Origin of the sequence: Crossiella sp. SN42, assembly GCF_023897065.1 — a bacterium.
GTDB lineage: Bacteria > Actinomycetota > Actinomycetes > Mycobacteriales > Pseudonocardiaceae > Crossiella.
In genome coordinates this window covers 1-24421 of the sequence record NZ_JAMHIV010000057.1, presented here as the reverse complement: position 1 = coordinate 24421, position 24421 = coordinate 1, and the positions used below count along the sequence as shown (strand labels likewise).

Genomic DNA, 24421 nt, shown 5'->3' with positions numbered 1-24421 from the left:
TCCTCTCCGCCCGGTGGCGGGGTGGTGGATGGAGTTGCGTATGGCGCACCCGGTTGTGCGATGCGAAACACGGTGCGGCCGTGCGGGCAGCCTTGTCAAGACCGGATCCCGCTGATGGCGCAGCGGTGCCCAGGCAGGTGAACTCGCTGTTACGACAAGGGATCCGGGCTCAGGCCCAGCCCATCCGCCTGGACACCTCGGCGCCGGCGGCCACCACCTGTTCGGCGACTTCCGGCAGGCGCTCTTCGGTGAGTCGATAGGACGGGCCGGAGATGCTGATCGCGGCGATCACCGCGCCCTCGTAGGACCGGATCGGGGCGGCGAGGGCGTTGAGCCCGATCTCCAGCTCCTCGACACAGGAGGCGAAGCCGCGTTGCGCGACCACGACCAGCTCCTCGCGGAGCCTGCGGGTGGAGGTGATGGTGTGGTCGGTGAAGCCCTCCAGGCGGCGGCCCAGCACCCGGCGCACCTCGTCAGGGCGCATGTGCGCCAGCAGCACCTTGCCGCTGGAGGTGGCGTGCAGCGGGGTGCGCCTGCCGACCCAGTTCTGGCTGCTCACCGCCGCGGTGCCGCGGGCCTGGGTGACGTTGACCGCGGCCGCGGCCTCCAGGTCGGAGATGGCCACGTTGACCGTCTCGCCCACCTCCTGCGCCAGCTCCGCGCACACCTGGCGGCTCTGCTGGGTGATGTCCAGCCGGGCCGCGGTGGCCCCGGCCAGCCGGATGATGCCCAGGCCCAGGTGGTACTTGCCGCGGTCCTCGGTCTGCGCGACCAGTCCCCGGTCCTCCAGCACGCCGAGCAGCCGGAAGGCGGTGGACTTGTGCACGCCCAGCTCAGCGGCGATCTCGGTGACCCCGACCTCGCCGTCCCTGGCCAGGATCTCCAGCACGCTCACCGCCCGGTCGACGGACTGCACCGAACCGGCGGCACGGGGTTCGCGGTCGCAATCGCTGGGCATGAACCCCACGGTAACCACTCTGCCGAACGGCCGCCGTCCAAACGCGCAACGCGTTGGCAACACATTTCGCCGGTTTCACCTCTTGACGGGACCGGGCACCGGGACGGACGCTGTTGCGCATAGCACATCGCGTCGCGCACTACGCAACAACTCCCACTCCGTTACCCCGCCATGGAGGGCGTGATGATCGCCGTCTGCCGCCTCGACGACCTGCCACCAGGAGAGGCCGTGCGGCTGCTGGCCGATGTGCCGGTCGCCGTGTTCAACGTCGACGGCGAGCTGTACGCCATCGACGACACCTGCTCCCACCAGGACGCCAGCCTCGCCGAGGGCTACCTGGAGGGCTGCTTCGTGGAGTGCCCGCTGCACGCGGCCAGCTTCGACCTGCGCACCGGCCGCCCGACCTGCCTGCCCGCGAAGAAGCCGGTGCGCACGCACCGGGTCAGCGTCGCGGACGGGGTGATCTACCTGCACAGACCGGCCGAGCAGGGCGTCGCATGAGATCCGTGGCGGTCATCGGCGCCGCGCTGGCCGGCCTGTCGGCCGCGCGGGCGTTGCGGGACCAGGGTTTCCAGGGCCGGCTCACCATCATCGGCGCGGAAGCCCACCGGCCCTACGACCGGCCGCCGCTGTCGAAGAACTTCCTGCTCGGCACCATCGGCCCGGACGACCTCGCGCTGGCCGAGGAGTCCGAGCTGGCCGAGTTGGACGCCGAATGGCTGCTCGGCCAGACCGTCAGCCACCTCTCCCCCGGCCTGGGCGCGCTGGAGCTGGCCGATGGCAGGCGGCTGCGCTGCGACGGCGCGGTGATCGCCACCGGCGCGACCCCGCGCAGCCTGCCCGGCGCGGAGTTCCTGGCCGGGGTGCACGTGCTGCGCACCCTGGACGACGCCGTCGCGCTGCGCGCCGACCTGGTCGAGGGCTCGCCGAGGGTGGTGGTGGTCGGCGCGGGCTTCATTGGCGCGGAGGTCGCGGCCAGCTGCGCCGCGCTCGGCCTGCACGTGACCATCGTGGAAGCCGCGTCCCTGCCGCTGGCCCCGGTGCTCGGCCAGGAGATGGCCGCGCACTGCCTCGGCCTGCACGCCGACCACGGCGTCCGGCTGCTCTGTGGGGTCGGCGTGGCCGGCCTGCTCGGGCCGGGCCGGGTCACCGGGGTGGCGCTGGCCGACGGCCGCCGCCTGCCCGCCGACGTGGTGGTGGTCGGCATCGGCGTGCGGCCCAACACCGGCTGGCTGCACGGTTCCGGGCTGCCCCTGGACAACGGCGTCAGCTGCGACGCGGGCGGGGTGACCAGGCTGCCCAACGTGGTCGCGGTCGGCGACGTGGCCAACCTGGCCGGCCGCCGGGTCGAGCACTGGACCAACGCCGCCGAACAGCCCACCGTCGCGGTGGCCAACCTGTTGGCCGGGCGGACCGTGCACACCGGGCGCAGCGCGCCGTACTTCTGGTCCGACCAGTACGGGGTGCGCATCCAGTTCGCCGGGCACACCCGGCCGGGTGACCAGGTCCGCATCGCCGAGGGCGAACCGGACTCGCGCAGCTTCCTGGCCGTCTACGAACGCGAGGGCCAGACCGTGGCCGCCCTCGCCCTCAACCGCGCCAAGCCGTTCACCCGCATCCGGCGCGCGCTGGCCGCGGTCTGAGCTACTGGAAGATCGCGATCGGCAGCACGACCAGCTCCTGGGTGTCGTGTTGCCAGGACTGGACCTTGCCGAGGCAGCGGGCCTGGAACCAGCCGTCGGGGACCTGGTCGTAGCGCAGGTCGTCGGGGTGGCAGTCCAGGCGGATGGTGGCGGTGGTCGCCGGGGACTCCGGGGTGCCGTAGGCGGCTTGGAAGGTCGCGGGCGCGCCGGTGCGGTTGAGCAGGCGGAACTGGCCGCGGATGGAGACGTAGCGGTCCAGGTGGCGCAGCTGCGCGTGCTCGGGGCTGGTGTCGGGGTCGAGGCTGGCCAGGGCCTTGGTCAGCGCGGGGTTGCGGCGGATGGTGCGGCGGCGCAGGTCCACGTGCACGACGCCGTCGGCGGACTCCAGGGCGCGGAGCACGTCGCCGATGACCGCGATGGGCTGGTTCTGCGCGATGTAGCGGACGACCACCTCGCGGCCGGCGCTGTGGCCCGCGCCCGCGCCGGCGCGGAAGACCTTGAGGCCGAACCAGCGGGACTTGGCGGTGTCCACCTTCTCCTGCACCTCCCGGCGCAGCGCGTCGCCGTAGCCGCCGGAGAGGTAGAGGTTCATCACCGACTTCTCGTGCAGGTAGAAGGCCAGGTCGGGGAAGACCGCGGGGCGGCGGTTCGCGCGCACCGCCAGCACCAGGGTGACCAGCATGGTGAGCACGGCCAGCGCGGTGACCAGCCAGACCACGGCCCAGAAACCCCAGACCGACCACCAGAGCTCGTTATCCACAGCCACGGATCTCCTTCACCGCCGCGAGCAGCGAGGTCTGGGCGGCCTCGACCAGGCGGCCGCCGGTGGCCCGCGCCGCCTTGGTCAGCTCCGCCGGGTCGGCCGAGCCGAAGCGGATCGCGAACGTGGGCGCCGATTTCGCCTCGGCCGGCAGGGTTTCCCGCTCGCGCAGGAACTGGTCAAGGCCGATGCCGGTGTTGTTCTCGCCGTCGGTCATCAGCACGATCGAGGCCGGGCCCTTGACCGTGCGGTAGGCCTGGGCCAGCGCGGACCAGATCGCGGTGCCCTTGCCCAGCCCGCCGGTGGCCAGCACGCGGTTGACCGGGTCCAGGTCGCCGGGGCCGGAGACGGTGACCGTCTGCTCCTCCAGCACCTGCCCGGCGAAGCGGAGCACGGTGATGGTCTCGCCGCGGTGGAAGCGGTCGAACCCGCCCGCGCCGCTGAGCTCCCGGAACGCCGCCCGCAGCTCCTCGATCCGGCTGCCCGCCATGGAGGCGGAGAAGTCCAGCACGAACACCACCTGCCTGCCCGCGCCGGAGGTGGCCCGGTCGTAGGCGGCGAGCAGGGTGTCCACCACCTCCTGCCGGTCCGGGAAGTACAGCGAGTTGCCGATCTCCGGGCGCAGCGCCTCGGTGCGCGGCAGCGCGGGGTCGATCGGCCGCCGCGCGGTCCGCTCCATGATCATCCGCTGCGCGCGTTCGGACCGCAGCCATTCGGCCACCTTGTCGTAGGCGGCGCGTTTGCCGTTGTCCAGCAACAGCAGCGGGTAGTCCGACAGGACGATGCCGTCTCGCGGGTAGAGGATCTCCAGTGGTTCCCTGAGCTGTCCGCCGGCTTGCAGGGACAGCAGCACCGACTCGTGGTTGACCAGCGCGTCGACCTGGTCCTGGCGTTTGACGTACTCCGCGGCCAGGCCGGTGGTGCTGTTCGCGGTGAAGGCCTGGCCGGTGAAGAAGCCGCGCAGCTTGTCGCAGGCCACGTCCTCCGGCCGCAGCGAGACCCCGGTGCCCGCGGCCGCGGTGGCCACCCCGATCAGCGCGGACAGGCCGCTGCCGGTGACGTGCGGATCGGCCATGCCGAAGGTGAGCTCACCGGCGGCGGCCTTGGCGGCCAGGTCGGCCCAGGTCGGCTGCCCGCCGGGCACGCTCGCCCGCAACTGCTTGGCTTTGCTCGCTTTGACGCCGACCACCAGCGGGGAGAGCATGGTGCGGGTGCTGATCGGGGCCGGGCCGGGCTGACCGGCCTTGCGGGTGCGCAGCTGGAAGTAGCGGTCGGAGGACAGCCAGGCCAGGTCGTGCCGGTACTCGCCGGGGTTGAGCGCCTTGCTGGCCTCGACCGTGCCCCGGTGGTCCATGGCCAGCTCGATCCCGGTGTCCCGCTTCAGCTCCGCCAGCACCGGGGCCAGGTCGGCCAGCTCCGAGCTGGCCAGCACGGACAGCCGCACCGGCTCCGGCGGGCTCCCGGTGCACGCGGCGGCCAGCGCCAGCACGAGCGCGCCGGCGGCCAGGCGTCTCATCGGGGCACCTCGGGGCACTCGCCCACCCTGGTGATCATCTTCTCCAGCAGCGGGACCGAGGGCAGGAAGGTCTCGGTGTCGCCGATCCCGGTCTGCGGCACCGGCAACCCGTTGCGGTGCAACAGCTCCGAGAGCTGCCCGGTGGCCAGGGTGCCGTCGGGTTCGAGCACCCGCAGGCCCAGCGCCAGCGCGCGGGCGCGCAGTTCGGGGTGGGTGGTGATCAGGTCGCCGAGCCGGGCGCCGCCCGCGGTGAGCGCGATCAGCTCGGGCACGGTCTGCAGCTGCGCCTCCGGGTAGAGCAGCACCCGCTGGTGGTCCGGCTGACCGGTCTGCTCCTTGACCCGCAGCTGGTGGGCCAGGAACTGGTGCTCGTAGATCACCGCCACCGGGGCCAGCCCTCGGCCCTCAGGGGCGAAGTACAGCCGGGCGACCTCCTCGTTGGCCAGGCCCTGGCTGGTCAGCCAAGGTTTGATCCGGTCGGCCAGCCGCAGCGCCTCGGCCTCGGTCACCGGCACCTGGTTGTTGTTGGCCACGAAGGCGATCAGGCCGAGGTAGACCCCGGCCGAGTTGGACCAGCACACATCCGAGCTCTGCGCGAGCACCCGGTTGCCGTTGGCCGGTCCGAGCTCCCGCCAGCTGGTGCCGGAGTCCATCAGCCGGACGAACTCCGGCATGACCAGGTTGTAGTAGTAGTCCTGCTTGCCGTCCGCACTGTCCTGTTTGCTCGCGGCCTTGCGGGTGGCCAGGCCCTCGGCGTAGTTGCGGAAGGTCGCCAGCACCAGCGGGCTGAAGAACGGCTTGTACACCTTGAAGTACTGCCGGTCCCGCTGCCGCTGGTCGCGGATGATCTTGGCCGCGGGCTGGCCGGAGGGGAAGACGAAGTCGTAGGCGCTGACGTCGTTGTTGGCGATGTCCCGCGAACCGGCCTTGGTCAGGTGCACCTGGATGCCGTGCCGCATCAGGATCCGCCGGACCTGTTCGTCGGCGAAGAACTCCGACTTGGAGGCGAGCTTGCCCTCCAGCACCACCGTCCGGTTGAACGGCAGCGTGATCGTGCCGGAGACCACCAGCGAGACGGTGCCCGAAAGGGCGATCAGCGCGGCCGCCCAGAAGGGCAGCAGGAACCGGCGCCTGCGGAAGGCCGAGCGGGGTGGATCGACAATGCGCAGGGCCGGGTCGTCGGTCGTTGTCTGGTTCGCCACCACGAACTCCCCCAGGGATTCGACAGTCCCGGCAGTGCGTCGCGAAGCCGGGGCCGAACGTTACGCGTCAACTGCCAGAGGTGTTGGGAACTTCAGACGGCGGGCGAGGGCCAGAACTGGATCCGCCAGCGTTCGAGACCGTCGGTGTTCGTCCGGGGATCCGACTGGTACAGCCGTTTCGAGGCCGCGCGCCCCGACACCCGGACCCGCATGCGCTGCCTTCCGGGAACGGCGACCGGGATCGAGGTGAGGTAGTCCTCGAACCCGGTGACCGAACACTGTTCTCCGGTCAACAGGACGTCGACCTCGACTTGTTCGTCGTACGGCTCCTCGCCGTCGTCCATCGGTGGCGCGGCCGACCACGACTCGACGGTGCAGCAGACCTCCTGCATCGACGGATAGCTGAGGAAGTACACGGCGTCCCGCATCGGGTGGCACACCTTGAGCGGGGAGCAGAAGGCGTCGTCGTCAGGTGCCGGGAGCTCGCGCTCCTCGGCGGCGATCAGGAAGAACCCGTACTCCGACAGCACTGTTGCCCGGCCGGTGAACAGCGGCACCGGACCATCCGTCCCCGGCACGCGACCCCCTTGCTAGTCCACCCCGATGTCCTCGTGCCACAGCTCCGGGTTCGCCGCGATGAACTCCGTCATCAGCGCCACGCACTCCGGATCGTCCAGCAGCATCACCCGCACCCCGTGCCCGGCCAGCCACTCGTGCTGACCGGTGAAGGTGCGGGACTCGCCGACCACCAGGTTGCTGATGCCGAACTGGCGGATCAGGCCTGAGCAGTACCAGCACGGGGACAGTGTGGTGACCATGGTGGTGCCGCGGTAGCTGGACTGGCGGCCGGCGTTGCGGAAGGCGGCGGTCTCGCCGTGGGTGGAGGCGTCGCCGTCCTGGACGCGGCGGTTGTGGCCGCGGCCGAGCAGGGTGCCGTCCGCGCCGAAGAGGGCGGCCCCGATCGGGATGCCGCCCTCGGCCAGGCCGGCGCGGGCCTCCTCGACCGCGACCGCCAGCATCTCCTGCGGGGTCACGGCTTGCCGCCACCAGCGCCGTCGCCGTGGGCGGCGCGGAGCACCTCGACGTAGGCCTTGCGGGCGGCGTGGCCGTGCACGGCCTGCGCGGTGCGGAAGGCCGGGATGCGCCGGTAGGTCAGCTCGGCCAGGGTGTTCAGCGCGCCCGCCACCCGGACCAGCGCGCGAGCGGTCGGGTCGTCGGGCATGCCGAGGGAGTCGGCGCTGGCCGGGCCGATCACGATCCGGCTGATCGCGGTGTGCACGCGTTCGGCCCAGCGGGCACGCAGGGCGCTCTGGTCGGGGCGGGGGCGCTGGTAGGCCGCGCGCAGGTCGGCGGCCAGGGTGCGGGAGTCCTCGTCCGGGATCAGCTCGGTGGCGGCCTGTTCCCAGAGGTGTTGCCAGGCTTCGGCTTCGTCCGCGGGGAGCATGTCCTCCTGGATGCCGACCAGCCAGCCGACGTAGCGCCACAGGTGCAGGATGTCGGCGCGTTCCTGTGCGGTGTAACGAATACCGAGGACCTGGGTGGCTTCCATGACGCCCAGGGAGAACATCAGGGTGAGCTGGTTGGCCTGGGCGTCGTTGAGCGGCTGGTCCCAGGCGGCCAGGTCCCAGTCGCCGCGGCGCAGCAGCACGTCGCGGATGTGCGCGTGCACCAGGCGGACCCGCAGCGCGGCCGCGTAGCCGACGCCACCGCGGACCAGGCTGCCCGGGGTGCTCACGTCCAGCCACCAGCTGGCGGTGTTGAGCACCCGGCGGCTGGTGGCCTTGCCGGTCTGGCCGGTGGAGGTCAGCGTCTTGCACACCCGTAAGGAGTGGAAGCCGACCACCAGGTAGACATCGCACAGGGTGAACGCGGCCAGCTTGCCGCCGCGGCTGATCGCCTCCGCGCCGCGGCGCAGTCGCTGCTGGTCCACCCAGGCGGGGGTGCGCTCCACCGCGCGGAAGAACGCGACCAGCTCCTCCGGCGGGTTCTCGATCGAGTCGATGCCGTCCTGGCAGGCCCGGGTGAACAGCTCGCGGCCCTCACCCTTGAGCCGGTGCATCATCGCGACCAGGCCGTCGCCGAGGGCGTCGACGGTGGTGGCTCGGTGTCGCAGGTGGGCCAGCCGCTCCGCACTCGGGGTGCGCGCGGAGTGTCCGCGGCGGGCGGCGGTGGTCCGGAACGCGCTGTTGGTCAACGCGGCGGTGTGGTCCAGACTGACCGTCGTCATGCCAGGCTCCTCGCAGGGGGTCGGGGGCCGATCATCTCCCCGGATTCTCACTCGCGCCGGGCAGGTTTCGCCAGGGTTTGCCCGGTCTCGGTTAGGAATCTCCCGGCTTTGTCCGGACCCGTTCGCGTCGCGAACCCGGGTTCCCGTTGCGGGCCAAGCGAAACCCCGCGGGGACCGTCCAACTCGGACTTCCTGCCTGCCCGGCCGGGCACTCTGCGTATCCTTCACAGCCAGCCGCGGTCGGCCGCGGCACGCACCGCCTCGATCCGGTTGCGGGTGCCGGTCTTCTGGATCGCCGAGGACAGGTAGTTGCGCACCGTGCTCTCCGAGAGGAACAGCTGAGCGGCCAGATCGGCCACGGTGGCCCCGTCCGCGGCGGCGGCCAGCAGCTCGCGTTCCCGCTCGGTGAGCGGGTTCGGGCCCGAGCGCAGCGCCGCGGCGGCCAGTCCGGGGTCGATGACCTGCTCACCGGCCAGGATCCGGCGGATCGCGACGGCCAGCTGCTCCACCGGGCCGTCCTTGACCAGGAACCCGCTGGCCCCCGCCTCCATGGCCCGGCGCAGGTAGCCGGGGCGGCCGAAGGTGGTGACGATCAAGACCCGGCAGGACGGTAGCTGTTCGCGCAGGTCAGCGGCGGCCTCCAGACCGCTGCGGCCGGGCATCTCGATGTCCAGCACGGCGATGTCCGGTTGGGTCTCCAGCGCCTTGGGCAGCACCTCGTCGCCGGTGGCGGCCTCGGCCACCACCTCGATGTCCTCCTCAAGGCCGAGCAGCAGGGCCAGTGCGCCGCGCATCATGCCCTGGTCCTCGGCCAGCAGCACCCTGATCACGACGCCTCCCCGGCAGGCAGGCTCACCCGCAGCGTGAAACCGGCGGCAGTGCCCTGGGCGAGCAGCTCACCACCGGCGGCGCGCACCCGTTCGGCCAGGCCGCGCAGCCCGTTGCCCTCGGCGACCGGGCCGCCCTGCTCGTGCGGCCCACTCCCTGGGCCACCCACCCAGCCGTCGCCGTCGTCGGTGATGCTCAGCTCCACCCGCTCCTCCAGTTGCCGCAGCTCGATCACGCACCGCCGGGCCCGCGCGTGCCGGAGCACGTTGGTGACACCTTCCCGCACCACCCAGCCCAGCAGCGCGCCCACCTCCCCCGGCAGCTCCCCCGGCTCCGGCAGCTCCGCGACCACCCCGGCCGCGGTGAGCGCCGCCCGCGCTCCGGCCAGCTCCTCGGCCAGGCTCGGCTCGCGGTAACCGGTGACCGCCTGCCGCACCTCCGAAAGCGCCCGCCGCCCCACCGTCTCGATGTCGGCCGCCTGCTCCCCCGCCGCGGCCGGATCGCGCGGGATCAGCCGCCGCACCGCCTCCGCCTTGACCACCACCAACGAGAGCGTGTGGCCGAGCAGGTCGTGCAGGTCCCTGGCGAAGCGCAGCCGTTCCCTGGCGACCGCGGTGTGCGCCAGCTCCTCCCTGGCCGCCTCCAGCTCACGGACCGCGCCGCCCAGTCGCAGCACCACGAAGGTCAGCATGCCGGCCAGGAAGGTGAGGAAGGCGCCGATCACGATCTGCGGGGCGTCGCTGCCCACCCACACCCCGAGCAGGTGCACCACCACCACACCGGCCACGTTCACCAGCGGCGCGCCGTACTCGACGGTGATCAGCGACCAGACCGCGAACACGAACGGCATCGGCAGGTACCAGAACTCGCCGAGCTTCGCCGCGAACACCAGCGCGATCGCGGTGAGCAGCACGGCCAGCGCGATGGACGGCCAGCGCGGGCCGCGCGTGCCCAGCAGCAGCCACACCGCGGCCGCGTAGGCCAGCGCGAACACCCCGAGCGCGGTGGCGCCCAGGGTGTCGGCGCGCAGTGCGGGCATGAGCAGGGAGGCCAGCCAGGGCAGCATCACCACCGGCGGCAGCTGACCGTGGATCGGATCGGTCACCGGCCTCGTCCGCATTCCCGCACCCTAGGCCGTGTCCCGCGGGTCTCGCACGCGAGCGCCGGGCCCAGCCCGTTCCTGGCGGCACCGCCGAGACGACCAAGTACGCCCAAGTACGAGGCCGCCTCGGCGGCACCGCCAGGAACGACCTGGACTCCGGCGCTCACGTGCGAGACCCACGGGACACGGCCTGATCATGCCCGCCGTCCCCCACGCTGGTATGCGTAGACCGCGAAGCCCGCGGCCAGCGCCAACCACCCGATCAGGATGCCGATCCCGGCCGCCGACGGCCCCTGCTCGAAGACCACCCGCCAGGACAGGTCGGCGTAGCGGTTCGTCGGGGTGTAGCGGGCCAGCTCGGCCAGCCAGTCCGGGAAGGCGGCCAGCGGGATCCACAGTCCGCCCACCAGTGACAGTCCGAAGTAGACGAAGATGCTGGCCAGCTGGGCCACCCGGACCGAGAGCAGGTAGCCAATGGCGATGCCGGCCGCGGCGAAGGGCGCGGTGCCCAGCCACAGCAGGCCCACCACGGTCAGCCAGCGGCCCGCGGAGAGCTGCACGTCGTTGACCAGCACCCCGGCCAGGCAGACCGAGAGCACCGGCGGCAGCGCCAGCAGCATCGAGATCAGCACCCTGGCCAGCACGATCCGCAACGGGGACAACGGGGTCAGCCGCAGTTGCCGCAGCCAGCCCATGGCCCGGTCCTCGGCGACGCCGACGCTGCTGTTGAGCACGCCGCTGATCGCGCCGAAGGCGGACATGCTGATCATGGTGTAGAGCGCGGCGTGCCGGGGGTCCTGGCCGATGGCCACGTTGAGGTTGTTGAACACCACGTACATGACCAGCGGGGTGAGCACGCTCATGATCAGGAACCCGGTGTCCCGGCCCAGCCGCTTGCACTCGATGATGATGTAGCCCAGCATCAGACAGCCGTCCGATCTTGTGCGGTGAGAGCCATGAAGGCCTCCTCCAGTCCGGCTCCGGTCACTTCCAGCTCGTGGATCGCGCCGATCTCGGCCAGTCCGCGCACGGTGGCGTCGGAGTCGGCGCAGCTGAGGTAGGCGCGGCCGCCGCGCATGGCCACCGAGAGCACCCCGGGCAGCCGGTGCAGCTGGACCGGGCTGAGCCCGCGCGGGTCGAGGGACACCGTGGTCCCGCCGACCTGGCGGCGCAGCTCGTCCGGCGTGGCATCGGCCAGCGTGCGGCCCGCCGAGATCACCACCACCCGGTCCGCGTTCTCCTGCACCTCCTCCAGGTAGTGGCTGGAGAACAGCACGGTCCGGCCGCGGGCGGCGAAGGCCCGCAGGTAGGACCAGAACTCGCGGCGGTGCTCGACGTCCAGCGCGGTGGTGGGTTCGTCGAGCACCACCAGCTCCGGGTCACCGGCCATGGCCAGCGCGAACTGCACCCGGCGCGCCTGCCCCCCGGACAGGGCGTCGGCCTTGCGCGTGGCCAGGTCGGTGAGCCCGGCGAGTCCCAGCACTTCGGCCAGCGGCAGCGGGGAGGGATAGCCGCGCCGGACGAAGTCGACAAGCTCGCCCACGGTGACCCGGGGGATGAGCTTGGCATCCTGAGGCAGCACGCCGACCCGGCCGGCCCTGATCGCCGACTCCGGGGTGCCGCCGAACAACCTGACCTGCCCGGAGTCCGGGGCCAGCAACCCGAGCATCAGGTTGATCGTGGTCGACTTGCCGGCGCCGTTGGGGCCGAGCAGCGCGACCGTCTGCCCCGTGGGCACGGTCAGGTCGACGCCGTTGACCGCGCGGACCGGCCCGTAGGCCCTTGTCACCGCGGTCAGCTGGACTGCCTCGTTCATGGCACCAACCGTATTTACCGGCGTTTCCGCAGGTAAGAGTGCTTTGTCCACGGTTGGCCAGTACACATGTCCCAACCCCGGACTGTTCAGTCCTGATTGATTGAGTGTTGACTAATGATGTTTAGCGCCATAGAACAAGCACATTCGCGCAGTCGATCGTGGAGGTGCCCGTGTCGACCCGCCTGTCCCCCGTGGTGTTAGCCGCCGCCCTGACCCTGCTCGCCCCCGCGCTACCGGCTGTTGCCCAACCCGAGCTGACCCTGCGCTCGGCCGAGCTGAGCGTGGCCATCGGCGCGGAGTTCCCCCGGGTGGTCAGCTACACCGACCGCCGCTCCGGCGCGGTGCTGCACGGCCGGTCCGCGCCGCTGACCTCGCTGCGGCTCAACGGAACCGAGTACCGGACCAGCGCCGCCGCCCGCCCGGCCGGTGGCGCGGTGCGGTACGCGCTGACCTTCCCCGACCTGCCCGGCGTGCGCCTGGAGACCAGCCTGGCGCTGCGCGGGCGCACCGTGACCTTCCGGATCGACCAGGTGCGCGACACCCCGGCCTTCCGGGTGGGCACCATCGACATCCCCGGCCACGACCTGCTCACCGTGCGTGCCGCCGATCCGGCCGCGCAGGTGGCCGCGGCCAGGGTGGAGCTGAACAAGAACGGCAACGGCGACCGGATCTACCCGGTCAACGCCGCCACCGCGCCGGACGCGCAGCCGCAGGGCTCGGCTTATGGCATGGTCAGCACCGGCAAGCTGGCCGCCGCGATCGAGACCAACTCCACCTACGACCAGGACGGCGGTCCGGGCGCGGATGAGAACGGCCGGATCTGGCGGCAGGCCAGGGCCACCGCGGACGGCCCCGCGGTGAGTGTCTGGAGTGGACGGTGGACGCACCGGGCCAAGGACGCGCCGGACACCGAGCCCGCGCCCTGGGCCAAGGTCACGCTGACCGGGGAGCGCAACGGCGACGGCGTGCTGGACTGGCAGGACGCGGCGATCGCCTTCCGGGACATCATGTGGCAGCCGAAGGGCTGGCAGCGGACCAAGGACCGGGTGGTGCAGCGGATCCCGTTCAACATCGCCTCCTCGGCCACGCACCCGTTCACCCGCACCCTGGACGACACCAAGCGGGTCAACCTGGCCACCGACGGCCTCGGCCAGTTCGTGCTGCTCAAGGGCTACCAGTCGGAGGGCCACGACGCCGCGCACCCGGACTACGGCGGCCACTACAACGAGCGAGCTGGCGGCCTGCGCGGGCTGAACACCTTGCTGGAAAAGGGAAAGCGCTGGAACGCCGACTTCGGCGTGCACGTCAACGCGACCGAGTCCTACCCGGAGGCGAAGGCCTTCTCCGAGACGCTGGTGGACAAGAGCAACAAGCAGTGGGCCTGGATGGACCAGTCCTACCGGATCAACCAGCGCCGCGACCTGGCCTCCGGCGACCTCCAGCGCAGGCTGGCCCAGCTCCAGCGGGAGACCAAGGGCGGCTTGGACTTCCTGTACTTCGACGTGTTCCGGGAGACGGGCTGGACCGCGGACCGGTTACAGCGCGAGGTGCGGCAGCTGGGCTGGGAGATGGCCACCGAGTGGTCGCACCGGCTGGAGCGGGAGACGCTGTGGACGCACTGGGCCACCGACATCGACTACAGCAGTGAGACCCACCGCGGCATCAACTCCACCATCATCCGGCTGGCCCGCAACCACCAGAAGGACGTCTTCGTGCACCACCCGCTGCTGATGGGCGCGCGGATCGTGGAGTTCGAGGGCTGGACCGGCGAGACCGACTACCGGGCGTTCCTGGCCAACACCTTCGAGCAGAACCTGCCCACCAAGTACCTCCAGCACTTCCCGGTGCAGCGACTGTCCACTGTGGAGGCTGTGCTGGACGGCGGGCTCAAGGTGACCGCGCCCGGCGGCAAACGCCAGTTCCACCAGGACGGCAGGCTGATCTATGACAACGGCGCCTATCTGCTGCCCTGGTCGCCTGCCGCGCCGGACAAGGCCTACCACTGGAATCCCGCCGGTGGCACCAGCACCTGGGCACTGCCGCCGGCACTGGCCAAGTGGCCCAGCCTCCAGCTCTACCGGCTCACCGACGACGGCCGTGCGCACGTCGGCGCGCTGCCGGTGCGCGACGGAAAGGTGACCATCACCGCCGACGCGCGCACCCCGTACCTGGTCACCGCGCAGGCCCCCGCGCCCGCGCCGAAGGCCGGCTACGGCGAGGGCACGCCGACCACGAACCCCGGCTTCGACTCCGGCGACCTCACCGGCTGGCGGCACAACGGCGCGGTCGCGGTGGAGGCCAACGACCGCGGGCAGCGGGAGGCCGTGGTGCGCGGCGGATCGGCCAGCCTGAGCCAGCGGGTGCAGCTGCCGCCGGGTGAGTACGCGGCCTCGCTGATGGTGGAGGTCGAGCCCGGCAAGTCCAGGCCGGTCACCGTGTTCGCTGACGGCAAGGAAACCCGGCTGGACCGCTCCACGGTGACCAACATCGTGGCCTCCGAGGAGAAGAAGGGCACCAAGTCACAGCGGATCCGGGTGTTCTTCACCAGCACCGGCGGCACCGAGGTCGGCGTCCGGGTCGGCGAGGGTGACGCGGCGGTCCGGATCGACGACCTGCGGGTCACCCCGGCTCCCGATCCCGGCAGCCGCTGGGACTTCGAGCGGGTCGACCAGGGCTGGGGCCCGTTCGTGCCCGGCGGCGAGATCGCGCCCACCGACGCCCGCACCCACCTGGCCGAGAAGCACGCCCCGTTCACTCAGCGCGGCTGGAACGGCAAGGCAGTGGACGACGTGATTGAGGGCGACTGGAGCCTGAAGTCCTTCGAGTACGTCGCGCACCTGGTCTACCGGACCACCCCGGCCACGGTCCGCTTCGAGCCGGGCCACCGCTACCGGGTGAGCTTCACGTACGCGGCCGCGGGCGGCGCCTACAGCTGGGTGGTCGGCGAGGATCCAGCCGACGGCAAGCCGAGGGACGTCACGGTGACCCCGCTGCCGGCCCGCGCCGAGCCCGGCACGCACACGGTGGAGTTCACCGCGTCCAGCTCCGGGGACAGCTGGGTCGGGCTGCGCCGGGCGATCGGTGGCGTCGCGGAAGAGCTGTCTTTGGACGAGTTTGCGGTGTTCCATCTCGGCCCGGCGGGGCGGTGATCCAGAATGGCCCCGTGCGTGTCGTCATCGCTGAAGACCTCGTCCTGCTCCGCGACGGCCTGATCAGGCTGCTCCAGGCGCACGACTTCGAGGTGGTCGCCGCCGTGGACAACGGCCGTGACCTGCTGGAAGCCCTCGTCAGGCATCGACCGGACGTGGCGGTCTGCGATGTGCGACTGCCACCGACGTTCACTGACGAGGGCCTCCGCGCCGCAATCGAGGCCCGGCGCAGGCTGCCCGGCCTGCCGGTGCTGATCCTGTCCCAGTACGTCGAACAGCTCTACGCCCGCGAACTGCTGTCGGACTCCGCGGGCGGCGTCGGCTACCTGCTCAAGGACCGGGTGGCCGACGTCGGGCAGTTCGTGGACGCGGTCAGGCGGGTCGCCGCGGGCGGCACCGCGATGGACCCGGACGTGATCGCCCAGCTGCTGGCCAGGCACGCCAGGGACAAGCCGGTCACCGCGCTCACCCCGCGCGAGCGCGAGGTGCTCAGCCTGATGGCCGAGGGCCGGTCCAACGCCGCCGTGGCCGCCCGGTTGTTCATCACCGAGAAGGCGGTCTCCAAGCACACCAACAACATCTTCAGCAAACTCGGCCTGTTGCCAGCCGAGGACGACAACCGCAGGGTGCTCGCGGTGCTGGCCTACCTCAATGGCTGACCCGGCGCGGCACATCCCGCTCTACGCCCGCCTCGCCCTGGCCGTGCTACTCGGCGGCTTCGCGGCCGCGCCCCTGGTCACCACGGTGCTGGTGGGGCTGTTCGCGGACACCGTCTGGCTGTGGGTGGCCGTGCTCGGCGCGCTGGCCCTGGCCGTGCTGTGGCTGCTGTGCTGGGCGCTGGCCGCCGCCACGCCCACGGTCACCCCGCGCACCGCGACCCCGGCGGGCCGCCGCGGCTGGGCACTGCTGATCGCCCCGGCCGCGGCGGCGCTGTCGGTGCTGCTGTGGCTGCCGATCGACCTGCTGGGGCTGGTCAACGGCCTGGAGACCATCCCGCTCGGCCTGGTCGGCGGGCTCGGACTTGGGCTGACGGTGCTGGTGGACTGGCTGCTGGCCCGGCGGGTCACTGGTTGATGAACCAGCCGAAGGCGGCGTGCACCTCTTTGTCGGACTCGGTGACGTAGACCTGGGAGGGCGGCGGGCCGTCGTTGAAGATGGTCCGGTAGTGCAGCACCCTGGGGCAGACCGAGCCGCCGACCTCGACCTTGGCGTCCACCACCCGCTTGCCGGTGCGCAGCTCGTAGGCCCGCACCGGGATGGCGATCTTGTGGAAGGCCACGCTGTGCGGGACCCGGGGCAGCATCTTGTTCTGGTACAGGCAGCTGCGCACCATCGCGCCGTACTCCTTCCGGCCCGCGCAGACCACCAGCACCGCCTGGGTGGGGTCCTCGGTCTTCCACTCCCCGGGCAGCCTGCCGGTGTACTCGCCCTCACCGGCCATGATCGCCCGGTTGGTGCCCTTGCCGTAGGGCGGGGCCGCGCTGTACTTCGCGGGGCTGGCGCAGTAGGCGGACTTGGAGCCGCGGAGCAGGCCGCGCACGTTGTCCAGCTCGATGGCCAGGGTCGCCTTGCGCACGCCCTCCTCGGCCCGGCCGATGAGCTCGTGGCCGGGGTACTGGTCGATCAGCTGCTGGTACTGCGCCTTGGCCTGCTCCCACTGCTTGCCGTCCATGATCAGGTCCCCGCACTCGGCCAGCGCGAGCGGCGCGTGCTTGTCCACCACCTCGGCGGCGCGGTCCAGGGTGTTCTTGGTGGCCTGCCGCTGCCGCAGCCAGGTGGTGACCACCACGGTGTGGCAGGGGCTCTTGGCGGGCAGGCCGCCGAGGAAGGCGTTGAGCACGGTGTCGGTCATCTTCTCGTGGCCGGGCAGGTTGGCCAGCACGTTGGCCAGCTCGTCAAATCCGGCCTTGAGCGCCTCGGTGTTCCCGGTCAGCGCCGCGGTGAGCTTGTCAGCGGAGCGCCGCAACCGCTGACAGGCGTCCGCGGTCTGCTCCCCGCGCACGGTCAGCGGCGCGTCGGCCACCCGGTGCCCGAACCCGACCTGGTCCAGCGCGGACAGCGCCTGCCCACAGTCCCCGCGTTCCTTGGCCGCGGTGACCTCCCGCTCGATCCCAGCCGCGTCGAACCGCAGGAACCCAACCACCAGCAGCACCACCAGCGCGGCCGCCAGCGCCCACAGCCGCTGCCCCTTGCGGACCGCCTGCTCGGCGCGGCGGGCCAGGAACCAGCCGTGCCAGACCATCAGCAGCCACCAGCCGAGCAGCGTGAACTCCAGCCAGGTCTCCCGGACCGTCCCGGTCTGCGCCGCGACCAGGGCCAGGGTGATCAGCAGTGTGATCACGCCGAGCCTGACCTTGCGCATCAGGAAGTAGCCGACGCTCAGCAGGGAGGCGTTGCCCAGCGCCACCGCCAACGGGTCCTGCGGGCGGGGCGGGGGCGGCGTCCAGCCCGGTTCCGGCGCGGGGGCTGGCTCCGGCACCGGGAGTGTCGGGTAGTCCATCGGGCTCCTCCGTCGCGGATCGGGCTGTTGCCGTCACTGATTGTCGGCACCAGCCTGGGGAGCCCTCCCGGTTTTGGCCAACTCGTGACAGCAAGCTGCCGTTCAGCCCAGCGGCGACGCTGGGTCTAGGGTGAACGCCATGGTTGCCGACCGGCCCGGTCCGACCGATGAGGACGGTCCGCTGTTTCGTTCGGCCTACGAGCACGCCGATGCGGTGGACAAGGCTGAGGGATCGACCCAGCGCCGCCGCGCGTGGGCCGGTTTTCTGCCCAGAGCGGTGGTGGCGCTGGCCGAGGGCTTCCTCCGCGACTGGATGATCGTCGGAGCGGTGCTGTTCTCGGTCATCGTCGGTTTCATCGGCGGCAGCTCTGGGGACGTGTGGTGGACAGTGGGCTGCGTCGTCGCCGCTGTCGCCGGTGTGGTGCTGGTGCTGCTGGCGGTCGCGCGGCGCTGGAGCTTCGGCAGGCAGTGGTCGATCATCGTGGGCGTCCTCACCCTCCAGATCGTGATCATGGTCGTCTTCTGGCGCACGCACTGAGCAGGGCCTGCGGGCACCCGCTGATCAGCTCTGAGCCAGCAGCTCGGCCAACCGCGCCAGGAACACCCGCTGTCCCTTGACCAGCTTCACCGCCGCGGTCTCCAGGTCGAACCACGCCACCCGGTCCAGCTCCGGGAACTCCGCGAACTTCCCCGACCGCGGCGGCCACTCCATCCGGAAGGTCCCCGGCACCACCCGCTCCAGGTCCACCGACCCCTCCACCGCCCACACCGCGACCACCTTCGCCGACTGCCGCGCCTGTCCCAGCGGCAGCAGCTCCCCCTCCGGCGCGGGCAGCCCGAGCTCCTCCAGGAACTCCCGCCGGGCCGCGGCCTCCGGCGCCTCGTCCTCGGTGTGCTCGCCCTTGGGGATGGACCAGGCCGCCTCGTCCTTGCTCGCCCAGAACGGGCCGCCCATGTGTCCGAGCAGGACTTCCACCCCGTTCTCGCCCCTGCGGTGGACCAGGATGCCCGCACTTCGCCGCGTCACCGGAACAGGGTAGAGCCGTCGACTACGCTTTCGGCGGAACTGGAGGGGGCAGGGTGTCCGACGATCTTCTCCGGCCGACGATTCGCACGTCAGCCGGGACCGCACGGCCGTGGCGGGTGAGCAGCCAGGCCTATGTCGCGTTCTTCGGCGGCGTGCTGGCGGTCACCACCATCGCCTTTCTCAACTCCGGCAAGCTGGGCATGGCCGCCCGCGAGCGGCGGCTGGTGCTGCTGATCGGCGGGGTGGCGCTGGCCGCGGAGCTCGTGCTCGCGCACCTGATCGCGGACCTGGTGGCGATCAACGCGCTGCGGCTGATCATCCGCGCGGTGGCGCTGCTCGGCTACTTCGCCCAGGCCCGCTTGCAGCACACCGCGGAACGGGTGTTCCAGCTGCGCGGCGGCGAGCACGCCTCGCTGTGGGGACCCGGTTTCGGCGCGCTGTTCGGCTGCGGCATCCCGGAGGCGCTGCTGGTGGCCGTGGTGGTGTGGACGGCATGAGCGAGGAGACCTTCGCGCTGGTGCGGCACTGGATGTCGGTGCGCCAGCCCGAGCGCGCGCTCGACGCGCTGGCCCAGCTGCCCGGGGAGGACGCGGTCGGCTACCCGGCCACGGTGTTCCGGGCCAGCGCGCTGTGGATGCTGGACCGCAACGAGGAGGCGGCCCAGGTCGCCGCGGACGGCATCAGCCGGTTCGGGCCGGACCTGCCGCTGCTGCAGGTGCTCGGCAACACCCGGCACGAGCTGGGCCAGTGGCCGGCGGCCGAGGAGGCGCTGCTGGCCGCGCTGCACCAGGACCCGGAACAGCCGCAGCTGCTCTGCGACTACGCGCGGCTGTGCCTGTCCGCCGGGCAGGTGGACAAGGCGGAGCGGCTGGTCGCCCGGGCCGCACACCACGATCCGCACCTGGAGTCGGTCGGCCAGGTCCGGTCGATGATCGCGCTGGCCCGCGGCCAGGACGCCGAGGCGGTGCGGCACAGCGCGGACACCCTGGCGCAGGACCCGGACTCCACCGCGGCGCGGGCCATGCACGGCAACGCCGCGGCCCAGACCGGGGACGTCGACCAGGCGTACCGGTCGTTCCGGGCGGCCGCGGCCGCCGAACCCGGCAACGCCGCCTACGTCGCGGCCGCCCGCGAGGCCAGGGTGGCCGCGCACCCGGCGCTGCGGCCGCTGCGGCTGATGTACCGGATCGGGCCGATGAAGCTGTGGCTGGGCTTCATGCTGGTGCTGCTGGGCCTGCGCGCGGCCGGGTTGCTGCCGCTGGCCCTGGGGCTGACCGTGATCTGGGTCCTGTACTGCGTCTACTCGTGGGTGGCGCCGCCGCTGGTGCGCCGCTGGCTGGAGCGAAACCGATGAGCGAGCACCGGATCGAGTCGCTGCGCCGCGCGGTCGCGGCCAGCCCGGATGACCCCATGCTGCGACTGATGCTGGCCGAGGAGCTGGCCGGCGCCGGTCAGACCGCGGCGGCGCTGGATGAGTACGACTGGCTGCTGCACCACGACGCCGACCTCACCGAGTCGCTGGTGCACATCGGCGAGTTGGCCGCGGCCGAGCAGCGGCTGCCGCTGCTGCGCGCCTGCCTGGAACACGCCAGACAGGCCGGGATCGTGGAGGGTGTCGGCAAGCTCCAGCGGCTGGTCGACGAGCTGCTCACCGCGCGCGGCGCGATCAGGGTCACCGCCGAGGGTCGCTCCGGCGAGCGGCCGGAGGGTCCGCCCGCGCGGGCGGAAACGCTGACCTTCGACCAGATCGGCGGCATGACCGAGGTCAAGCAGCTGATCCACCGCATGATCATCCTGCCGCTGTCCCGGCCGGAGCTCTACGCCAAGTACGGCCGCCGCACCGGTGGCGGCGTGCTGCTGTACGGGCCGCCCGGCTGCGGCAAGACCATGATGGCCCGCGCCACCGCCGGGGAGTGCGGGCTGCCGTTCGTCAACGTCCGGATCGAGGACGTGATGGACCCCTACCTCGGGGTGTCCGAGCAGAACCTGCACGCCGCCTTCGAGAACGCCCGCGCCCAGGCGCCCTGCGTGCTGTTCCTGGACGAGCTGGACGCGCTGGCCTTCGCCCGGCACAAGCACCACGGCTCCGACGCCCGCCGCCTGGTGGACGTGCTGTTGCAGGAGCTGGACGCGATCGGCTCGGACAACGACGGGGTGCTGGTGCTGGCCGCCACCAACGCGCCGTGGGACGTGGACGAGGCGATGCTGCGGCCCGGCCGGTTCGACCGGGTGGTGTTCGTGCCGCCGCCGGATGCCCCGGCCCGCGCGGAGATCCTGCGCGTGCTGCTGGCCGCCGCGCCCACCGAGGGCGTGGACCCCGGCAGGCTGGCCGAGCCGACCGCGTTGTTCAGCGGCGCGGACCTGCGCGCGGTCACCGAGCGCGCGATCGACGCGGTGATCGACGAGGCGCTGCGCACCGGCGCGGAGCCGCCACTGCGGATGGCGCACCTGGAACAGGCCCTCGCCCAGGTTCGTCCGTCCACTGTGGACTGGCTGGTGCGGGCCAAGGCGTACGTGGAGTTCGCCAACCAGTCCGAGCGCTACTCCGACGTGGCCGAGTACCTGGCGGCCAAGGAGGTCCGGCGCAGGCTCAGCCGGTGACCCGCCGGAACACGGTGGCGATGGTGAAGTCCTTGTGCGGCCCGGCCACCTCGTAGGAGATGTGGAAGGTGTCCGGGTCGGCCAGCCGGTAGTGGCCGGTATAGACGTCCGCGCCGCACAGGTGGGTGGCCGCCTCGGCGTCCGGGCGCAGGGTGTGCATGATCCGGCCGTCCGGGAAGCACACCTGGAGCGCCTCGCCGTCGAGCCGGTAGCGGTACTCGCGGTAGGCGGGCCCGGTGTAGCCGGTGTCCAGGGTGAGCGTGCCGTCCTCGCGGTAGTGCAGCTCCCCTGGCCCGGCGGGCCGGAACCGGGCGAGGCCGCTCGCGGTGCCCTGCCCGGTGATCACCCGGCTGAACCGCCATTCGCCGGGCAGCGTGGCGAACAGCTGCTGCGCGCTGACGTTCACCCCGGCCTCCTCCCGACCCGTTCCCACGCCGATCGTAACTGCCGCGCGGCCAGCTCCGGGTTCGCGCCAGGCCCGCGCAGCCGGTAGTGCCCGGCGACCACCGGCCCGTGCCAGAGCTGCTCGTACCACTCCCCCGCCGGATCCAGCGAGGGCAGCACGCCGAACTCGGCGGCCAGCCGATCGGCGAAACCCACGTAGTCGCCGTGCGGGAACTGCGGCCGCGGCCGGGCCAGCCGGATGTCCAGCTCTGACTGGATTCCGGCCCGCATCACCTCCGGCGCGGGCGGCGGCATCGCCCCGGCGAGCACCTCGACCGCCCAGCGGGCCTGGAGCTCGATCACCGCGAAGAACGGCCCACGGTACACGCCGACGAAGGCCAGTCCCGGCAGCGCGGGGTGGAAGGTGCAGCCGTGCAACAGGATCGGCTGCAAACAGTCGTCGGCGAAGGAGATCTCCGCCAGTAGCGGCGCGGGCAGCGGCAGCTCGGGCCGGTACCCGGTACACCAGACCACCGCGTCACAGTCCACAGCGGACCCATCGGCGAGCACCAACCCCTTGGGCGACAAGGCGGTCACGTGGCCGACCGCGATCCGCAGCGCGCCGCCGGCGAGCAGGCCGGGCAGCCGGTCGGAGGTGACCAGGTGCGGCGGCTCGGTCGAGGACGGGTCCAGGGCGAGCCGGGAGTCGAACCGGCCCGGGTTGCCGCCGAGGGCGTCGTAACGGGTGTTCGCCGCCCGGTTGGCCGCCGCCCTCGGCAACCGGGTCCGCTCCTGCTGACGCCGGCGGGTCATGCCCCGCAGGTCGCGTGGCACACCGCCCTCGTAGCGCGGCAGGATCCAGAACGGCCTGCCGGTCACCGCCGTGGTCGCCACCCCCGCCCCGGCCAGCTCGGCCGCGATCTCGGTGCCGCTGAAGGACATCCCCACCACCGCGACCCGCTTCCCGGCGAACCGTTCCGCGCCGCGGTACTGGCTGCTGTGCAGTGACTCCCCGGCAAAACTCCCCGGCAGCTCGGGCATCCAGGGCCGGGAGAACACCCCGGAGGCGAGCACCGCCGCGGCGAAGACCTCGCGATGCTCCCGCCCCGCCTCGGTCCAGGTCACCGCCCACCCGTCACCCGAGGGCGCGACCTCGCTGACCGCACAGCCATAACGCGGGCTCAGCCCACTCGCGTAGGCGGACAGGTACCCGTGCACCTCGCCCTGGAACGGGTAGTCCCGGGTCCGCTCCGGCCAGGCCTGCTCGGAGAACGAGCACAGCTGGTGCGACAGGTTGGTCGTCATACCGGCCCAGGCCGCGCCGTCGCCCGGCCGCCACACCCCGCCCAGCTCGGTCTTCCGCTCGAACAGCACCGGCTCCAGCCCGGCCGCGCGCGCCGCCCGTGCCGTGGCCAGTCCCGCCGGACCCGCGCCGATGATCGCCAGTCTCGCCCCCACCCCACCGACTGTACGGCCTGGCGCATCAACCGATCAGCTGATTCCCGGTCAACCAGCCGCCCTCCCGGTCCACCGATCCGAGTGATGTCGTGCCGCACTGGCACAGGACAAGCTCATCCCATGCCAGTCATCGAGGTCGACTCCCTGCACAAGCGCTACCGGAACCACGTGGCCGTGGCCGAGGTATCCTTCACCGTCGAGCGCGGCGAGATCTTCGGCGTCGTGGGCCGCAACGGCGCGGGCAAGACCACCACGGTGGAGTGCGTGGAGGGCCTGCGCCGCCCCGACCGCGGCCGGATCTCCGTACTGGGCCTGGATCCCCAGCGCGACGGCCCCGCCCTGCGCGCCAAGCTCGGCGCCCAGCTCCAGCAGTGCCGCCTGCCTGACCGGATCACCGTCCGCGAGGCGCTCCAGCTCTACGCCACCTTCTACCCCAATCCCCTGCCCTGGCAGCAGTTACTCGCCGAACTCGGCCTGACCAAACAGGCGAACACCCGCTTCGAGAAGCTCTCCGGCGGCCAGCAGCAACGCCTGTCCATCGCACTGGCCCTGATCGGCAACCCGGAGATCGCCATCCTGGACGAGCTCACCACCGGCCTGGACCCCCAGGCGCGCAAGGACACCTGGGCGCTGATCGAGGGCATCCGGGACCGGGGCGTCACGGTGCTGCTGGTCACCCACTTCATGGCCGAGGCGGAACGGCTCTGCGACCGGATCGCGGTGCTGGCCGCAGGCCGGGTCGCCGCGATCGACACCCCAGCCGGACTCATGTCCACAGTGGACAATGAGCAGACCGTGCGATTCCGCCCCTCCGCGCCACTGGACCCACACCCGCTGACCACCCTGCCGGAGGTGCACGCGGTACGCCAGGAAGGCCCGGAGGTCATCGTCACCGGCCACGGCAACCTGTTGCACACCTTGACCGCCGCCCTGGCCGCCCAACAGGTCATCCCGATCGACCTCCGCCTGGACCGCGCCACCCTGGACGACGCCTTCCTCACCCTCACCGGCCACCCCCTCACCGAACGCGAGCCCGAGGCCGCCGCATGACCCGCCCCGCCAACCCCGCCAAGGCCACCCATCCGCCCACCCCCGCCAGCGCCACCCCAGCAGCGCCCACCGCCACACCAGCCGCGCCTCCCCCGCCCTCGCCAGCCACCCCAGTCGCCTTTACCCCCGCCGCGCCAGCTCCGCCCGTCCCCACCACGCCAGCCGCCTCCGCCCCGACCGCCGCTCCCCCGGCCCCGCCA

The 24421-nt window shown here is 72.0% G+C and carries 25 protein-coding genes; 10 read left to right on the top strand and 15 right to left on the bottom strand.

Going from position 1 to position 24421, the window contains the following annotated elements; translation table 11 throughout:
- Positions 1-169 precede the first annotated feature (169 nt).
- The gene (locus M8C13_RS42120; RefSeq protein ID WP_252486448.1) at positions 170-958 is read right to left on the bottom strand and encodes an IclR family transcriptional regulator; all 789 of its coding nucleotides are present in this window, start codon (positions 956-958) and stop codon (positions 170-172) included.
- A 183-nt stretch (positions 959-1141) separates the two neighbouring features.
- Here M8C13_RS42120 and M8C13_RS42115 point away from each other — a divergent pair, with 183 nt between their 5' ends.
- Positions 1142-1459, top strand: a complete 318-nt coding sequence (locus M8C13_RS42115; RefSeq protein ID WP_252486447.1) for a bifunctional 3-phenylpropionate/cinnamic acid dioxygenase ferredoxin subunit — start codon at positions 1142-1144, stop codon at positions 1457-1459.
- Entirely contained in the window at positions 1456-2601 is a 1146-nt protein-coding gene (locus M8C13_RS42110; protein ID WP_252486446.1) for an NAD(P)/FAD-dependent oxidoreductase, read from the top strand. Before M8C13_RS42115 ends, M8C13_RS42110 begins: the two co-directional genes overlap by 4 nt.
- A 1-nt stretch (position 2602) precedes the next feature.
- Here M8C13_RS42110 and M8C13_RS42105 read toward each other — a convergent pair whose 3' ends face one another.
- The 10 genes from M8C13_RS42105 to M8C13_RS42060 form a co-directional block, all read right to left on the bottom strand.
- Positions 2603-3361 carry a hypothetical protein gene (locus tag M8C13_RS42105; protein ID WP_252486445.1) on the bottom strand — a complete coding sequence of 253 codons (759 nt, stop codon included), beginning with the start codon at positions 3359-3361 and terminating at the stop codon, positions 2603-2605.
- Positions 3354-4877 (bottom strand): VWA domain-containing protein, encoded by a 1524-nt coding sequence (locus M8C13_RS42100; protein ID WP_252486444.1) that lies wholly within the window; start codon positions 4875-4877, stop codon positions 3354-3356. Before M8C13_RS42100 ends, M8C13_RS42105 begins: the two co-directional genes overlap by 8 nt.
- The gene (locus M8C13_RS42095; RefSeq protein WP_252486443.1) at positions 4874-6079 is read right to left on the bottom strand and encodes a hypothetical protein; all 1206 of its coding nucleotides are present in this window, start codon (positions 6077-6079) and stop codon (positions 4874-4876) included. Before M8C13_RS42095 ends, M8C13_RS42100 begins: the two co-directional genes overlap by 4 nt.
- A gap of 92 nt (positions 6080-6171) precedes the next feature.
- A complete protein-coding gene (locus tag M8C13_RS42090; protein ID WP_252486442.1) occupies positions 6172-6657 on the bottom strand; it encodes a hypothetical protein in 486 nt (161 codons plus the stop codon).
- Between the two features lie 12 nt (positions 6658-6669).
- Entirely contained in the window at positions 6670-7098 is a 429-nt protein-coding gene (locus M8C13_RS42085) for a nucleoside deaminase (RefSeq protein ID WP_252486465.1), read from the bottom strand.
- Positions 7099-7109: 11 nt separating this feature from the next.
- Positions 7110-8306: an oxygenase MpaB family protein gene (locus M8C13_RS42080; protein WP_252486441.1), complete on the bottom strand. Its 1197-nt coding sequence runs from the start codon at positions 8304-8306 to the stop codon at positions 7110-7112.
- A 224-nt stretch (positions 8307-8530) separates the two neighbouring features.
- Entirely contained in the window at positions 8531-9136 is a 606-nt protein-coding gene (locus M8C13_RS42075; RefSeq protein ID WP_252486440.1) for a response regulator transcription factor, read from the bottom strand.
- Positions 9133-10239, bottom strand: a complete 1107-nt coding sequence (locus tag M8C13_RS45700; RefSeq protein ID WP_252486439.1) for a sensor histidine kinase — start codon at positions 10237-10239, stop codon at positions 9133-9135. Before M8C13_RS45700 ends, M8C13_RS42075 begins: the two co-directional genes overlap by 4 nt.
- 191 nt (positions 10240-10430) lie before the next feature.
- Positions 10431-11159: an ABC transporter permease gene (locus tag M8C13_RS42065; RefSeq protein ID WP_252486438.1), complete on the bottom strand. Its 729-nt coding sequence runs from the start codon at positions 11157-11159 to the stop codon at positions 10431-10433.
- The gene (locus M8C13_RS42060; protein WP_252486437.1) at positions 11159-12052 is read right to left on the bottom strand and encodes an ABC transporter ATP-binding protein; all 894 of its coding nucleotides are present in this window, start codon (positions 12050-12052) and stop codon (positions 11159-11161) included. Before M8C13_RS42060 ends, M8C13_RS42065 begins: the two co-directional genes overlap by 1 nt.
- Before the next feature lie 170 nt (positions 12053-12222).
- Between M8C13_RS42060 and M8C13_RS42055 the strand changes: the two genes are divergently transcribed.
- Genes M8C13_RS42055 through M8C13_RS42045 form a run of 3 tightly spaced genes read left to right on the top strand, consistent with a single transcriptional unit; the run spans position 12223 to position 16275 of the window.
- Positions 12223-15201: an endo-alpha-N-acetylgalactosaminidase family protein gene (locus M8C13_RS42055; protein ID WP_252486436.1), complete on the top strand. Its 2979-nt coding sequence runs from the start codon at positions 12223-12225 to the stop codon at positions 15199-15201.
- Between the two features lie 14 nt (positions 15202-15215).
- Positions 15216-15860 carry a response regulator transcription factor gene (locus M8C13_RS42050; RefSeq protein ID WP_252486435.1) on the top strand — a complete coding sequence of 215 codons (645 nt, stop codon included), beginning with the start codon at positions 15216-15218 and terminating at the stop codon, positions 15858-15860.
- Positions 15853-16275: a hypothetical protein gene (locus tag M8C13_RS42045; protein WP_252486434.1), complete on the top strand. Its 423-nt coding sequence runs from the start codon at positions 15853-15855 to the stop codon at positions 16273-16275. Before M8C13_RS42050 ends, M8C13_RS42045 begins: the two co-directional genes overlap by 8 nt.
- Here the strand turns inward: M8C13_RS42045 and M8C13_RS42040 are convergent.
- Positions 16265-17701, bottom strand: coding sequence for a hypothetical protein (locus M8C13_RS42040; RefSeq protein ID WP_252486433.1), 1437 nt, complete (start codon positions 17699-17701; stop codon positions 16265-16267). The two genes, M8C13_RS42045 and M8C13_RS42040, sit on opposite strands and share 11 nt — an antisense overlap.
- 139 nt (positions 17702-17840) lie before the next feature.
- Here M8C13_RS42040 and M8C13_RS42035 point away from each other — a divergent pair, with 139 nt between their 5' ends.
- A complete protein-coding gene (locus M8C13_RS42035) occupies positions 17841-18239 on the top strand; it encodes a hypothetical protein (RefSeq protein ID WP_252486432.1) in 399 nt (132 codons plus the stop codon).
- A 24-nt stretch (positions 18240-18263) separates the two neighbouring features.
- On the opposite strand, the gene M8C13_RS42030 is transcribed toward M8C13_RS42035, so the two are convergent.
- Entirely contained in the window at positions 18264-18728 is a 465-nt protein-coding gene (locus M8C13_RS42030; RefSeq protein WP_252486431.1) for an NUDIX domain-containing protein, read from the bottom strand.
- Between the two features lie 53 nt (positions 18729-18781).
- Between M8C13_RS42030 and M8C13_RS42025 the strand changes: the two genes are divergently transcribed.
- From M8C13_RS42025 to M8C13_RS42015, 3 genes are read left to right on the top strand one after another with little or no spacing between them, the layout of a single operon-like run.
- The gene (locus tag M8C13_RS42025) at positions 18782-19225 is read left to right on the top strand and encodes a hypothetical protein (protein WP_252486430.1); all 444 of its coding nucleotides are present in this window, start codon (positions 18782-18784) and stop codon (positions 19223-19225) included.
- Positions 19222-20082 carry a lipopolysaccharide assembly protein LapB gene (locus tag M8C13_RS42020; protein WP_252486429.1) on the top strand — a complete coding sequence of 287 codons (861 nt, stop codon included), beginning with the start codon at positions 19222-19224 and terminating at the stop codon, positions 20080-20082. The genes M8C13_RS42025 and M8C13_RS42020 overlap by 4 nt, the downstream gene beginning before the upstream one ends.
- Positions 20079-21329, top strand: a complete 1251-nt coding sequence (locus tag M8C13_RS42015) for an AAA family ATPase (protein ID WP_252486428.1) — start codon at positions 20079-20081, stop codon at positions 21327-21329. Before M8C13_RS42020 ends, M8C13_RS42015 begins: the two co-directional genes overlap by 4 nt.
- Here the strand turns inward: M8C13_RS42015 and M8C13_RS42010 are convergent.
- Together M8C13_RS42010 and M8C13_RS42005 are read right to left on the bottom strand one after the other, a co-directional pair.
- Positions 21319-21735 carry a DUF6314 family protein gene (locus M8C13_RS42010; protein WP_252486427.1) on the bottom strand — a complete coding sequence of 139 codons (417 nt, stop codon included), beginning with the start codon at positions 21733-21735 and terminating at the stop codon, positions 21319-21321. The genes M8C13_RS42015 and M8C13_RS42010 overlap by 11 nt on opposite strands.
- Positions 21732-23171: an FAD-dependent oxidoreductase gene (locus tag M8C13_RS42005; RefSeq protein WP_252486426.1), complete on the bottom strand. Its 1440-nt coding sequence runs from the start codon at positions 23169-23171 to the stop codon at positions 21732-21734. The genes M8C13_RS42010 and M8C13_RS42005 overlap by 4 nt, the downstream gene beginning before the upstream one ends.
- 120 nt (positions 23172-23291) lie before the next feature.
- On the opposite strand from M8C13_RS42005, the gene M8C13_RS42000 reads away from it, so the two are divergent.
- Positions 23292-24221, top strand: a complete 930-nt coding sequence (locus tag M8C13_RS42000) for an ABC transporter ATP-binding protein (RefSeq protein ID WP_252486425.1) — start codon at positions 23292-23294, stop codon at positions 24219-24221.
- Positions 24222-24421: the final 200 nt, after the last annotated feature.